At 44.7% G+C, this 14,740-nt stretch carries 12 protein-coding genes; 8 read left to right on the top strand and 4 right to left on the bottom strand.

Annotation, left to right across the window (positions count from 1 at the left end):
* From QT974_RS18100 to QT974_RS18080, 5 genes are all read left to right on the top strand, one after another.
* A partial coding sequence (locus tag QT974_RS18100) for a serine/threonine-protein kinase (RefSeq protein WP_333469823.1) occupies positions 1-1,583 on the top strand: 1,583 nt, incomplete at its 5' end.
* Between the two features lie 147 nt (positions 1,584-1,730).
* Positions 1,731-1,964: a hypothetical protein gene (locus QT974_RS18095; RefSeq protein ID WP_193976274.1), complete on the top strand. Its 234-nt coding sequence runs from the start codon at positions 1,731-1,733 to the stop codon at positions 1,962-1,964.
* Positions 1,961-2,578 (top strand): hypothetical protein, encoded by a 618-nt coding sequence (locus QT974_RS18090; RefSeq protein ID WP_333469822.1) that lies wholly within the window; start codon positions 1,961-1,963, stop codon positions 2,576-2,578. Before QT974_RS18095 ends, QT974_RS18090 begins: the two co-directional genes overlap by 4 nt.
* A 247-nt stretch (positions 2,579-2,825) precedes the next feature.
* On the top strand, positions 2,826-3,335 hold the full coding sequence (locus QT974_RS18085) for a hypothetical protein (RefSeq protein WP_333469821.1): 510 nt from the start codon (positions 2,826-2,828) through the stop codon (positions 3,333-3,335).
* Entirely contained in the window at positions 3,332-4,024 is a 693-nt protein-coding gene (locus QT974_RS18080; RefSeq protein WP_333469820.1) for a hypothetical protein, read from the top strand. Before QT974_RS18085 ends, QT974_RS18080 begins: the two co-directional genes overlap by 4 nt.
* Before the next feature lie 606 nt (positions 4,025-4,630).
* On the opposite strand, the gene QT974_RS18075 is transcribed toward QT974_RS18080, so the two are convergent.
* A complete protein-coding gene (locus QT974_RS18075) occupies positions 4,631-4,795 on the bottom strand; it encodes a hypothetical protein (protein ID WP_333469819.1) in 165 nt (54 codons plus the stop codon).
* A 274-nt stretch (positions 4,796-5,069) separates the two neighbouring features.
* Here QT974_RS18075 and mobV point away from each other — a divergent pair, with 274 nt between their 5' ends.
* From mobV to QT974_RS18060, 3 genes are all read left to right on the top strand, one after another.
* The gene (gene mobV / locus QT974_RS18070; RefSeq protein WP_333469818.1) at positions 5,070-6,227 is read left to right on the top strand and encodes a MobV family relaxase; all 1,158 of its coding nucleotides are present in this window, start codon (positions 5,070-5,072) and stop codon (positions 6,225-6,227) included.
* 509 nt (positions 6,228-6,736) lie between these two features.
* Positions 6,737-7,567 carry a ParA family protein gene (locus QT974_RS18065; RefSeq protein ID WP_333469817.1) on the top strand — a complete coding sequence of 277 codons (831 nt, stop codon included), beginning with the start codon at positions 6,737-6,739 and terminating at the stop codon, positions 7,565-7,567.
* A gap of 464 nt (positions 7,568-8,031) precedes the next feature.
* Complete coding sequence (locus QT974_RS18060) at positions 8,032-9,186, top strand: ParB/RepB/Spo0J family partition protein (RefSeq protein ID WP_333469816.1); 1,155 nt, start codon at positions 8,032-8,034, stop codon at positions 9,184-9,186.
* A 202-nt stretch (positions 9,187-9,388) separates the two neighbouring features.
* On the opposite strand, the gene dnaB is transcribed toward QT974_RS18060, so the two are convergent.
* The 3 genes from dnaB to QT974_RS18045 form a co-directional block, all read right to left on the bottom strand.
* A complete protein-coding gene (gene dnaB, locus QT974_RS18055) occupies positions 9,389-10,756 on the bottom strand; it encodes a replicative DNA helicase (protein WP_333469815.1) in 1,368 nt (455 codons plus the stop codon).
* Positions 10,757-11,204: 448 nt separating this feature from the next.
* Entirely contained in the window at positions 11,205-12,977 is a 1,773-nt protein-coding gene (locus tag QT974_RS18050) for a hypothetical protein (RefSeq protein WP_333469814.1), read from the bottom strand.
* A gap of 591 nt (positions 12,978-13,568) precedes the next feature.
* The coding region (locus QT974_RS18045; protein WP_333469813.1) for a helix-turn-helix domain-containing protein at positions 13,569-14,740 on the bottom strand (1,172 nt) is incomplete at its 5' end.

Genomic DNA, 14,740 nt, shown 5'->3' with positions numbered 1-14,740 from the left:
CATTCCTCGCAGAAGATACCCAAATGCCATCAGGACGGCGGTGTGTAGTTAAAAAACTCCACCCAGTTTCTCACCATCCCCAAATCTATCCACTAATCAAAGAGCGCTTTCAACGGGAAGCCGCGATTTTGGAAGATTTGGGTAGCCACAGCGATCGCATTCCTACACTTTATGCTTATTTTGAAGAAAACAATGACTTCTATCTCGTTCAAGAGCTAATAGAGGGCATGACTCTCACAGATACAATCCAATCACAATCCAGTTTCAGCGAGAGTTATGTCAAAGACTTTTTAGTTAATTTTTTACCTATTTTAGATTACGTTCATCAAAAACACATTATTCATCGGGATATTAAACCAGACAATATAATTATTAGACAATCCGACCAAAAGCCTGTGTTGATAGATTTTGGTGCTGTGAAAGAGGCAATAGCTACTACCATGAGTTCTTCGGGAAGTCCACAGACTTCAATTGCGATCGGCACTCGTGGGTTTATGTCTTCTGAACAAGCGGCTGGACGACCAGTTTATAGTAGTGACCTATTCGCTACTGGATTAACCGCTATTTATTTACTGACAGGCAAACAGCCACAGGATATAGAAACTAATAACTATACAGGTGAAATTCTTTGGAAGCAATATGTTCCCCAAGTTAGCCCTACGTTAGCCGTTGTTTTAGATAAGGCAATTTCTGCTCATAGTTGCGATCGATACGCTACAGCACAAGAAATGCTGCAAGCATTGGAATCAAAAACATCTCAGGTTCATCAAATCATTCGTCCTACCATAGCAGATATTCCTGAGAACATTCAACAACCAACAGTTATTTCCGCAGCTCCCTCTAAACTTGGGAATATTCAACAAACTTTGTTACTCGGTAGTTTCATTGCAACGGCTATTATTGCAGGATTTTGGATAACCAAACCATCTGAACAATCACCGATTTCAAATGCACCATCGACTCCAATTGCCTCTACTCCACCAATAGTTTCATCACCGCAGCCTTCTAAGTCTCCTTCATCAGTACAAGAATCTCTTACTGCTACCAAAACTCCCGTTACTCCGAAATCACCAAATGTTATATCAGCACAACCATCACCAATTTCTTCATCTCCGACTGTTACACCTCAACCACAACCATCACCAATTGTTCCAACACCAATAGTTACACCTCAACCACAACCATCACCAATTCCTCCATCTCCGATAGCTACATTTCAACCACAACCATCGCCAAATTATCCACCGACACCAACTCCACCAGAACCATTACCAATTTATCCACCAACACCAACAGTAACTTTACCCAAGCCAACTGCTGTCCCACCTGCTCAAATTTCGATTAAGCTGCTTGATAAGCCAGATCTATATCTTGCTTCAACTACTTTAGTGTATTCGGATGGAGATAGATTGAAAGCAGATTTTAGAGTTTACTGTCCAACCTCTATGATTCGTCCTACTAACTACATTTTGACTGACAAACAAGGTACTGTCAAAAAAGCAGGAGCGTGGTGGCAAACTTCATTTACGCCTAGATATGATGCCGAGTATCAACTTATCAAAGAAGTTTGCAACAAAAACTAATACAATCCGGGACTCACCAACTCTATCTATTTTTTGAATATCAGCTCATTCTTTGATATACTGCGTTTCATCAGGATTGAAATTAAATCGGGGTTTGAAGCCTGACGTTATCGTGAGGACGCAGACACGGGAGGCAAGCGAGTTCAGATGAAATTTTCGTTGGAACAGATGTACCCCAACATCGCCCGTTGGGTATACGAACATGAAGGCTGGATTGAAATCGGCGATCAGGCCGAGAGTCCTTTAACATCTTTTGTGCGAGCGATCGATTGTGGTGGAATGCTGTGGTTCGGAAAAGATAGCTATGAGAGCCTAGATGAAGCACTGCAAGACCTAGATGCGGGATTGGCAGTTGTACTAAAAGAAATTTACGGTGAATGAAACAAAACAAAGAACGTGCTACTGCCAATAAAATCAAAAAGTGGATTCAAGCCACCAAGGAAGTTGAAAAAGCTCGATTTGCCATACCGATAACTAGGCTGACGAGTATCAAAAGTCTGTGCACCGATGAAGTTGCTGCCCAAAAGTTTGCACTTTACATTGCCCAACGGGTGCAACAGCAGATAAATCAAGCAACTTGTCCCGAACATTTCACCAGTGAAGAATGGACACAGCAACAACAATTAGTGGATGAGGCAATCTTGCTAATGCAAAGCTACCTAGAAAATCCTAGTTCTGAAATTCGGCAATCACTCAGAAACTTATTGAAAGACATTGATGGGGTGCAAGGGGATGACTACCGTAACTTTAGATGGACAACGGTGCGCTTTGTCCGCAGTGGAGATTTACTCAAGTTAGAGTATGCACTGCGCTGTTTTGTAGAGACAGATTTTCCCTATTGGGCTTACAAACTAGCTAGAGAATATGTAGAAGGCTATGGATTGCAGTCTGGTTCGGGTATCGTGGCTGAATCCGTACCCATGTTGTTGGAAGTAGCAGAATTTTGGTGTCAGTATTATTTCGAGAAAAGTTTGAGCGAGAAATTTCCTGGCTAGGTCGATCGCTATATTCAGCCCAACCAGTGAAAATGTCGCATACTGAACGAAACCTGTTTTATTCGCTATTCGCGAATGTAGAATGAAAGAACAAAGCTATCCACGAAGCACTTGACACTGACTGGACAATCCAGACAAATCCATGGTTTAGACAGCCCGGTTAAGTCTCAACCTAAACTACTAGGCCTCTTTGTCAACTAATGTCCAATTTTTAAACGATTAGAGGCGTACCGATCGCTCACCCGCTATGCTAAAACCGCAAGATATCCTTGCAATACTCAAAGTCCACAGTTGGGATTCAACGAGCTGGACATACAGTTCTCTCGCTCAAAGCTTGGGCATGAGTGCTTCAGAAGTTCATGCTGCCCTTGAGCGATGTGAAGCTGCTGGCCTCTATTATGGCTCCCAGCGAAAAATTTTGAAACAAGCGGTGTTGGAATTCTTGGTTCACGGGCTGCGCTATGTATTCTACGCCCAACCAGGCCCCCTCTCGCGAGGACTGCCAACAGCACATTCTGCTGAACCCTTAAAAAGCAAGCTGGTTGCCTCACCATCCGAGGTTTATGTCTGGCCAGACCCTGATGGTGTCGTGAGAGGGCAAGCAATCGCGCCTCTGTACCGTTCAGTCCCCCAAGCTGCCAAGAACGATCCAAAACTTTATGCCTTACTCAGCTTGATTGACGCTATTCGAGTTGGTCGGGTGAGAGAGCAACGTTTAGCCACTAGCGAACTTGAAAAAAGGATCGTCACTCTATGAATCAGCAGATATTCATGCTGGAAACAGCCGCCCGGGTACTCTCTCAAGTACCCGTTACCATCGTCTTCACAGGAGGAGCAACGATATCTCTCTATCTGGATGAAGTGGCAGCTCCTGACATTCGACCTACCGATGATGTTGATTGTGTTGTCGAAATCACATCTAAAGCTGAATATTACCACTTCTCAAACTTGTTGCGAATCCTTGGACTTCAAGAGACGACAGAATCAGGCGCACCCCTATGTCGCTGGCAATACGAGGGCATTTCCATTGATGTCATGCCGTGTGATGAATCAGTGCTAGGGTTTTCCAACCGCTGGTACAAGCCAGGTATTGCTAATTCTATTTACTACCAACTTCCAAGTGGTAGGCAAATCCTAATTTTTTCAACGCCTTACCTCCTCGCCTCTAAAATAGAAGCTTTCACGGGTAGAGGTGGGGATAACTTTTATTTTAGTTCCGATATTGAAGACATCGTGGCAGTGCTTGACGGGCGTTCTAATTTGTTCGAGGAAGTGCAGCAAGCTAATGGGGAAGTAAAAGCGTTTTTATCAGAATGGTTTCGAGCTGAACTTGAAAATTTGTGCGAAATCGCGCCTGCTTTCCTCTCGCCCGCTGCTCGAAATTCAGGTCGCGCTCGCTTGGTCTTGCAAACAATTGAAAGGCTGGCAATATCAGTTGATTACTAGCAAGAGTATCTCCCGGCTTGAAAAACTACGGTTTCTCGCTCAATAATTTGCAGAATTTTTCTAAAAAATGTGCTTAATGATACCGATGCGTAGTACCAACCAAATTAGATTTTACTACAATTGAACGCTACGAAACTGCAACCAAACTGGATTTACAAATACTAAAACTACACCAAACTTGACGTGACAACATTCGTTCGCAGTTCGTTCATTTTTGTACAGTTTCATCTCATTTTCGTCTGCGAACTTTATACTTATGTCTATTAACGTTACACTTGGATCCATTTTAGTCTATTTATACAAAATTCATACAGGATAAGGATTACAGGAGTTTTTAGATCGTAAAAAGTTGCATTAAATAGGAAGCAAACCTTGCCCCAAACCCAGATACAGACCTATGCTACAGGGGGGCATGGATGCAAAACTTGCACGTCTTTACTTACTCCGCATTACACCGTTTTTTACTATCTTAGTTACGGAATACCTGGGGGCATCGAAATCTCTGTTTTTTCGACCAAAATGGAGAACCCAAAAACCGAGGTAAATCAGTCTAAGCAAGCCAGTTGTAACCAATAAGCGTGTTCGGCTTGCTGTTGGCGATCGCAATTATTTTTGTGGCTTTAAGTCAGGATCGACTATGATGCTTGTTACGATAAACTCTAAGAACTTCTCTGGTTCGAGTTCGCTGCACCTACAATATTTAGCAACACCCAAAAAACGATCGACTTTGAAGGCATTCTTTAACCAGAGAGTGTCAGAAGAATAAGTCAAGAACAAAACTTGCGAGGTCAGGACACCATCATAAAAACGATCGACCTTGAAGGCATTCTTTAACCAGGGAGTGTCAAAAGCATAACTTGAGAGGTCAGGATACCACCATAAAAACGATCGACCTTGAAGGCATTCTTTAACCAGGGACTGTCAAAAGCATAACTTGGGAGGTCAGGATACCACCATAAAAACGATCGACCTTGAAGGCATCTTTTAACCAGGGATTGTCAAAAGTATAAGTCAAAAGCAAAACTTGGGAGGCGAGGACACCGCCATGTTTCGTACACCACAAGCTATTTTGAGAGTTGGAAAACTTAAATCGATCGAATGTTTGAGAACAGCGGCCAGACATAACAGCCGAACCACAACCGTACCCAATGCTGACGAAAACAAGACTGTTGAAATCTTGCAAGGTCAGACTTCGCCCGAAGCTGTCATAGAACTAGCGCAAGTAAAAATTGGCTCTCAAAAAATCAGAAAAAATGCAGTAATTGCCGGAGACATCCTGCTAGGGGCTTCTCCCAGCTACTTCAGACCCTCTTGCCCGGAAAACTACGGGTACTGGCAGCAAAAACAATTGGTTCTATGGACAGAAGCTTCAACTAACTGGCTCGAAGAACACATAGGGAGCAACATCCTTCAAACAGCCCTGCACCTCGATGAAGCCACTCCCCACATCCACTGTCTCTGGGTACCTATCAACAATGAGGGAAAACTGAGCTACAGAAGTACGGAGTTTGGAGGAACAAGAAGTAGCTTGAGCAAACTTCAAGACAGCTATGCCGCAGCCGTTGCCGACTTGGGCATCGAACGTGGCATCAAATTCTCGCCGGCACGGCATCAAAAAATCCGACAGTATTACACTGCTGTGAACTCGCAAGAAACTGTATTGGATTTAAACTTGTGGCTGCCCTCACCAGAACCATTCGAGACTGCCACCAATTACAGGTCTAGGTCAATTGCTTTGCTACAGCCCGGTTCTGACGCCATCAACCAGATGCTTGCAGAACGGCAAAGGGCTGTAACACAACAAGAACTCGAACGAGAAAAAGCTATCCTCGCTCAAAATTATAGGGAACAAGTCGAGAAAGAACTGGTTGCTGAAAAAGCAGCATGGATTGCAGAGGAAGAAAAAGTTGCTCTGCTCTCCCAGTTAGCCGGCTGCTGCTTCGTTCTGGCGAATTGTTTGCAAGCGGATCTAAAAACCAACGAGGTCATAGGCTCAGAATGGCAGTTCCGAGTTCAAAACGGCTGCATAGAAATTAAAAACCAGCACGGGTTTAATTTACAAGCCTCACGCACGGATTTTACACGGTCGATCGCAAAACTCGCAAAGACCGAGTTGCAACAGTTGGCTGACTTCTCTAATTTGTTGCAAGCCACGGTGTACGATCGACTTGGAAAGCAGAAAAATGCGAATTTAGAACTTTAAGCCGAATCAAGGACGATCGCTAAACTCTAACTTAAGACGATCGCCAAACTCTAACTCAAGACGATCGCCGAACTCTAACTTAAGACGATCGCTAAACTCTAACTCAAGACGATCAACGAATAGTTGCCCTATGCCTAGTTGAGATTTTGCTCCGGCAACACCTGTTTTACACGCATCGTTCCTTCCATTTAGGCAAGCTCAAGTTTTAGGTTTTTAAGCCGAGCCGTGTTTGCCAATCTTGTCTCTAATTCGCTTTTAAGGTCGATCGGCTAAAACCCACATCTGAATAAGCTGTACTGCATTTAAATTGTATATTTCGCTCCCAGATCGAAAGTCGTCAAATCCCCTCCCCATCGGACTCTCCCCCCTCTCCCCCTCCAATACCACAGACAATCTAGATGCACAACAGCTTAGTATCTGAATCTGGTTATCGCAAATTTTCTCATATATCGATATATGACTTACCCGATCGCTCTACAATCTTTAAATCACTTACTTCATTCAACACCATGCAAATTCGACTAGCAGTCATCAGCAATGCTGGAGGTAGTGGCAAAACCACACTTTCAGTCCATCTCGCCTACGAACTAGGTTTGAAAGGTTTCCAGGTAGCCCTCATGGATTTAGATCCCCAAGGCTCGCAGACCCTTTTTTGCGGGCTAATGCCACCAGAACCTGAACACACGCTGTCCGCCGTGCTCCGAGACGGCTTCAATGGCTCTTGGCCCCTCACTCCTAGCTGGACCTCCCACACGAATAATGTAACAGTTTGCCAGGGTGGAATGACTCTGACACAAACAGCAGATGAGTTAGTTTTGCACAAACGCGGTGCTTACCTTCTGAGCGATTGCCTGAGCGACTATCCCCTAGAACACGACCTGATAATCTTTGATTGCCCCGCCACGTTAGGCCCTTTGCCCCTAATGGCGCTAGCTGCCGCCACTCACATAGCAGTGCCAGTACAGTTAGAACCAAAATCCATTCAGGGCGCGGCTCACTTATTGGAATGGTACTACCATCATTGCAAGCACTTGCGCCTCAAGCCCCAGCCAGAAATTATTGGGTTTGTACCTAACCAATACGATGCAAAACGAGCCACCCACCGACAACTTTTAGAGTCTTTGCCAGCTCAATTAGAGCAGATGAATATCCGCACTTTCCCCGCGATTCGGGACAGTGCAGAATTTATCAACGCCAGCGGGCAGGGATTGCCTTTACACATTTATCGCCCCCTTCATCCTGCCTTGGGCGACTTCAAGGAAATTGTTAAGCACGTAGCTAGTTTGATGCCAAATAAAGTTACTTCAGCAGACAACCAAAAGACTAAAAAGAAGAAGTAGCAGAACTTACGCACAGGCTATCCCAAGCCAACCAAAGCCGAAAAAACCGCCAGGGTATAGCAACCATTTAAGCAGCGCCGGACATTGATAATTGCTGAAATTTTTGATATGCAAACGTTTTACTTCTGACTGTTGACTTCTGACTGCCGAGTTCTGACTCCTGACTCCTAATTTCTGACTGCCGAGTTCTGACTCCTGACTCCTAATTTCTAACTGCCGAGTTCTGACTCCTGACTCCTAATTTCTGAATGCCAAGTTCTGACTCCTGATTCCTAATTTCTGAATGCCGAGTTCTGACTCCTGACTCCTAACTCCTGACTACCGAGTCCTAACTTCTGACTCCTGACTTCTGACTGCCGAGTTCTGACTCCTAACTCCTGACTCCTGACTAAAGCAAACTTATTGCTTTTGTAAATAAAGCAAACTTTCTTTTGTTGACTCCCAATCAAAAATCTTAAATCCCTATGGCCGCCCGTAAAACTCCCGACTTGACAAGTTATTTTTCAGCAGCTAAGCAGTCGATGCAGCTATCCGAGGCTGAGGAAGAAATCCAGAAATTAAGAGCCGAAGTTGAAGAGCTGCGAAAGTCCGGTGCGGCCGAACTTGAAGCGCAGCTAGCTGCTCTGCGAGAGCAATTGCAAGTTGCAGGAGGGGTTCTCTCAGTTCCCCTCGATCAGATTTTACCCAATCCCGAACAGCCCAGGCAGACATTTTTACCTTCTAGCATCGAATCAATGTCGCGCTCCCTCAAGAGCGACGGGCAGTTAGAACCCATCATCTTAATTCAGCGGGGAGAGTTGGTAATCTTCGACGGAGAGCGACGCTGGCGTAGTGCTAAAAATTTGGGCTGGCAAGCTCTGGAAGCTGTGATTATTCCAGAGCCAGCATCTCTGCACCGCAAGGCGTTACTTACTTCTTTACATAGAGAAGACCTCAACCCTCTGGACAAAGCTGAGGCTATTGTCCGCGAGTTAACTGCTTCTTCGGACTTAGAACCTGCAAATATCCCCCGCATTCTCTCGACTGCTGTACGACGGCTGAACGTGCAAAAGCGCATGAATTTGGTTTCCGAGTTGGTGAGGGCAACACCTGAAGAACAACAGCAGGGTTTGGGAGTTTTAGACTTAGACTCACTTGAGCGAACTGTATTGGAGGGTTTACTGGATTTGCAACTCAACCCGGCTTCAATTGATGCCAATATTTTTCCCATGTTATCAATCGCGCCGGATCTAAAACTGGCGATTCGGAGCGGACTCAAGGGGGTTCACGCTATGGCTCTGTCTAAACTCTCTGCTAAGAATTTGGGAGTTTTACCAGAAGAGGCGGAGTCCATTCGAGTTAAGGCAACTAACCAAGTTTGTGCCGAGAAATTGTCGGCTGCTCAAACACGTAAATTGGTGAAGGAAATTATCAATTCTAATCTCGCTAAGTTTCCAGCTTCGGCTCAGCAACTCAAGCAGGTTAGACTGGCTGCTGGGAATTTGAAGAAGTTGTCACCACAAGTATTAGAGGAGTCTGAAGTTGAGCAACTTGTGGAATTACAGGAGGTTTTGCGTCAGAAGTTAGCGGAAATTGAAGCTGTTTTGAAGCAAAATGCGATCGCCCAAAACTCTAAGTAAACTACTTCCACACTCGTTGAAGCCCACATTCCGCACTCTCAAGTGTCACACTACTAATTTTAGACATTTGAGCATTTTCGACTGGTAAGCGCCAAATTGATTTCCCAATCTGTGGTATAAAAAGTAACTTAATTTGTTTGCAAAATCATGAAAAAATTGATTGTGACAGATTAGGGTGCGGAATGTGGGTTCAGAGGTTTTGTCACCTTGCCAATTGCCCGAGTTTATAGATATTCCGAAACCGACAGCATTCAGCATCAAACAGCAACTTAACCGTTCCCGTTCCGCTATTCCGTCCTTTCAACCCAATAATTTCAGCCGTTCCCCGATCGGGAGAATCAGGATTGTAATAATCGTCCCTGTAAACTCCAAGCACAACATCGGCATCCTGTTCAATTCCACCAGAGCCACGCAAATCCGATAAACTCGGACGTTTATTCGTGCGAGCCTCTACCCCCCGATTAAGTTGAGAAAGCAACAAAACAGGTACATCAACCTCGCGAGCTAAAATCTTCATCTGCCGCGTAATTTCGCTGATTTTATTGACAACATTTTCATCCGCCGAATTGACCATCAATTGCAAGTAATCAACAATTACCAAACCCAAGGGGCCACGCTCACAAACAAATTCCCTAACTCTGGAACGAATCTCCAAGGGAGATGGTTCCAAACTTTCGTCTATCCAAAAATCAGCATCGCTAACTTTCCCTAAAGCCGAAGCTAGCACTTCGTACTTACCAGCTAGGTTAACTTTCCTGATATCTTTCACCGACACCCCACTCTCAAGTGCTATTAGTCGCGCTGCCAAGTCCCGACCTGGCATTTCCATCGAAAACATCAAAACTCGACCGTTCGTGGGAAGGGAAGCAATGTTGTAGCCAAGGGCACAGGCCAAAGCTGTTTTGCCGCTGCCGGGGCGACCTCCTATGACAATCAATTCACCTCGGTAAAATCCCCCTCCCAGTAGGTCGTCGAGGTCGTAAAACCCTGTGCTGATTCCAGGAAAGTAGTTAGCAGTCTTCAAGCGCTCTTCCTCAATTTCATCTAGATATCGCCAAAGCTCCCCGCAGTATTCCGAGAGAGGCTGAATAGCTTTTTGTCGCTCTTCTTTGTACTTATTGAGGGCAAAAATCTTTTCCTCGGCTTTATTTAGTATCGCACCTAATTCGCTGGAAGTTGCGTAGCCAAGCTGTACGATGTCATTACCAGCTTTGATGAGTTCGCGCCGGACAAACTTGTCCACAACTAGCAAAGCATATTGGTCGATGTTGACGGCTGAAACAGTCCGGTCTACGAGCATTGCCAGTTTGGTTAGACCTCCTACTACTTCCAGCAGGTTGTGGTTGTCAAGGAAGGTAGTGATGTTCATCAAATCTGTGGGCTGATCTAGAGAGTGCAGCGCTAAAGCGGCCCGATAAATATGTTGGTGAACTGTAATTGCCAATGCTTCGGGATGTAGAATATTTGCGACTCTTTTAATGGCAATTGGATCGATCAGAATTCCGCCTAAAACTGCTTCCTCTGCATCAATATTGCTCGGCATAATTTTGTCAACTAAACTGACTGCCATGTCTGGTATTCTCCTTTGATTTTGTTGCTAATTGAACTGTGGGAAAAGGGCGTTGCTGATTTAATGTATGAACAACTCAATGTGAAAAAATGAAGCAAGCGAGTCAGTCAATATAGCTGATTTTTCAAGTTATCCATTTTCATACCCTGATTAAGCAACGCCTCGAAAAAGTTGTGTAAAGGATTAAAAGCTGTCTAGATAGGTTGGATAATCACTGTTTTCACAATTTAGCTATGGCCCAATACGGTTTACTTAAGAAGAATCTGAGTTGCAAAAAATGTCTATATTGCCTAGAAAATCGTCAGATGAAATTCCTAAAAAAGCGCTAAGTAAACCGTATTGAGCTATGGCCTTTCTCAAAAAAGTGAGGTATACCCACGGAGTCCTATGCCCTATGCCCTATGCCCATGAGTACCTCATCTTTCTGAACAAGGCTATATATAAATAGCTAAGTAGTAGACAATTTGCTCAGAATTTGTTTTGCTTTCTGAGGAAATCGCTGTATCCACTGCAAGTAAACTTGCTGCTGAATACCTAGCGATGCGAAAGCTTCTTCGCCTAGTTCTTGGAACTGTTTGAATAACTTTTGGTGAGTTTTTAATGGCATATAGTGAGGGTCAACATAATCCTCAGTTATTCTTGTTGTATGTGCAGAAGGAGAATTTTTTGGAACTGGAGAGGAGCCTGTTGAAGCTGGAGACGAAACAACATTTGCTGGGTTCGAGTTTGGAAAACCGTTAGTTTGTTCCCACCAACGACCTCGCAAACAGTCAACGATCCATCCAGAAGGGTTAGATATTTGCTTTGTTTGGCTTCTGATTTGCAGCAGGTTTACGGCTGCTTGGATTTCCTCTAAGTTGTACTGGAGGACGCAAACTCTCAATTCGGGATTCATCCCTCCTGTGGCTTGCATAACTATCTCGACAATCTGAGTTGCATCGGGGTTGGTAATTGCAACCGCTTCAGAGTTAACAATTGCATTAGGGTCGGCAATTTCAGTCGTTTCGGAATTGACAATTGCAACCACTTCGATAATTTCAGTTACATCAGGACTGGCAATTACAACGGCTTCAGAAGTGGAAATCGCAACCACTTCCACAATTTCAGTTGTTTCCGAGTTAGCAATCGCAACCGCTTCGGCAATTTCAGTTATATCAGCGTTGGCAATTACAACCGCTTCAGAAGTGGAAATTGTAACCTCTGCGACAATTTCAGTTGCTTTGGAATTGACAATCGCAACCGCTTCGGCAATTTCAGTTACATCAGGGTCGGCAATTTCAGTTGCTTTGGAATTGGGCATTACAACTGGTTCGACAATTTTAGCGACTTCAGGATTAACAAAGGAAGATGTTTCAAGATTTAACCGGACAGCTTTGTTGGTTATTGTTGGTTCGGCGCCAGAGATTCTTTGATGGTCGAGGCTGTCGAGTTTTGTGGGTAGTTTTTGCGGGGGTTCGGAGGTCAAACCTGTTTGTTCTGAACTGCAAGGTATTGTCGCATCGTCGATCGCTTGAATTTTATCTGAATTAGTGTTCAGACATTCAGCCGTTGGGGCGGAACATTTATTCTCATCCAGAATTTCTAATTTTTCTTGTAAATTTTCATTTGACTGACTGGTTTTGGTCTGGACTTGAGTAGTAACTTTTGGTTCTACATTTTTTGGTTTTATATTTGCTTTTGCTAAATTTTCTTTTTCTTCAAAAAGATTTAAAAAAACAGCAGCAACATTTTCAGTGCTTTGCTGTCCTTTTTTATCCTTTGTAAGGAGTACGGCACCATCAGGGTTTAAACCCTCTGTTTGCTCAATTTTTGACTGTTGGCGTTGATTTTTTGATTGATTGCTCAGTTTTTGGAATTTTGGGTGGGTATGAATGAAGGGGCGAACTTCGCCCAGGTGCTGTACTGCTATGCGGAAAATGCCACGCCCATAGTTTTTGAGGATTTTGACCAAGCCGAATTTTTCGAGCTGTCTGAGGGCTGCCCGCCTCGTGTTGGGGCTGTAAGGTTTGCCGTTGCGGGCTCTTGTGGCTCGTTTTTCGCCTAGGGGGATGCAATGGATGTCGATTTCCTCTGGTTTGCCACCGATGCAGGTTCTGTACAGGTAGAGGGCGAGTTTGATGGCGCTGGGAGTAGCACCTTCGAGTATGTCGGCTAGGGCTTCGTAAACTGCTGCGTGTCTAGCGAGTGGCGGCTTGTGCCAGGTAGTTGTAGTTACAACCATTTTTTCCTCCGACGTAAAAAATGTAAAGGTCAGGAATTGTGGCAGTCGCAAGCCACACGAAAGAGACTGCTGTTAATTGGGCAGGGGGTATTAAGCGCTCTTCAGCCGCCTTCCACAGGAAGGCAGCATGGGCTCCGCAGCGCTGCATTTGCACGCTTGTTGGGTGTGCGACTGTCTTTTCCATCTTGCCAGGTCGATCGTTGCGGGATCTAGTTACCGATAAGTCTTATCAGACTTATAAGAGTTGTTCTAAAAGCTGAAAACCATACGTAGAAAGAGTTTCAAAAATGAAGTGTCGCGGCATTCTAGAGGTTTTGTCGCGGCATTCTAGAGGTTTTGTCGCGGCATTCTAGAAGTTTTGTTCTAACCGTCAAACCGAGAGCTAGTAAGAATTTGAGGGTAATTTTAAATAGCTATTTTTTTTAGAACAAGTTTCAGAACAGTCCGAGCATTCTTCGCATAAAAAAAAACCAGCCGGGAAAGGGTTGGTCTGTAGTGGCACCTTGATGAGAGCAAGTTGGATGAAGCCTATGGCGCTTCGTGTGAGAACCCCAGTCTTTCAAACTGGAGATGAAACGCAATCACAGTACGTCAATCTGAGATGATTAGTAGGTGCCAGATTCGAGATTCCACTTCTGGTGCAGGGGTTCGCTCTCCACGTTCCAGCATGGATACATAACGCTGCGACATCCCTAGCCAACCCGCTAATTGTGCCTGACTCCAACCTTTGGCTACCCTTGCTTCTTTTATCTCATTGCTTGTCAGTTTAGGCTTGGAAGATGCTTTCAGGCGCGGCTGAACCTGTTTGAGTTCAGCCCTGGTTGCCAGCATTTTGGGGATAGGTGCTGGCGGATGGATGGTGATTTTAGCTGCCAACAGCGTGTCAAAGTATCCTATTTTTTTTCGAGACTTGCTACCAGGTCTCAGCCACTCTGGGTAAGTGTCTTGGTCAAACTCGATCTGAAACCCTCGCTTGAGTTTCAGCAGCACTTCCAGGCTGCGATTCCAGTTATTCGTCAGCTTGTAAGTTTGTTTGCGGTCTGACCGAGCTAGATCGATTACCGTTTGGGGCAATAGCGCTTGTAGGAGTGTCTCCACTTTGTAAATGCCACTGGTGTGGAATCGGCTTTCCATCGTCAGATGAAGTGCTAAGCGCAAAGCCATTTCATCATGGTAGGCGTCAATTTTGAGAATGTCCTGAGCTAAATAGCCAAACTGATACAAGGCTTCCTTGGCGAAGCAACCTGCTTTGTTCAAGAAGGCATGAGTCCAGAGTCCTGGTTGGACGGTGATGTAGACTTCATCAGGATCTTCTATTTTGCCCTCTAGATTCTGCTGACCTGTTAACTGAATTTGAACATTCCACATTCGCGAGGTGTCAACGCTGGCTCTAATTCCACCTTTTTTGTGTTTGCCTTCAATCCATATGGCTTTGATTGCTAAGCAACCTAGAGCATACGCAGTTTTAGCTATTTCATTCAGTTTTTGAGAGACTGGCAAGTCTGTGCGTTTGTCCCACCCCATTTCCTTGATTAAATCACTGCCTTCGAGAGTGAATAAGCTTTTCCACGGCTCTTCTTGTCTCATAATGTGAGCTGCAAAAATTAGGTGCAATTTGGCAGCAGTCAGCCCAAATTTGTTAATAATTTGCATTGCCTCGTCTAAAGGCAACAGCGTGATGTCGTCGGGGGTGGCAATGTAATGCTCGATGATGTTGTTGGGGTTGCCCTTGGCTCGGTGTTGGAAGTAGCCGACACCTGAAG

This window comes from Microcoleus sp. BM001215392, from assembly GCF_036700185.1.
GTDB lineage: Bacteria > Cyanobacteriota > Cyanobacteriia > Cyanobacteriales > Microcoleaceae > Microcoleus.
The sequence above is the reverse complement of the archived record's forward strand: the minus strand, read 5'-3'. Positions and strand labels throughout refer to the sequence as shown.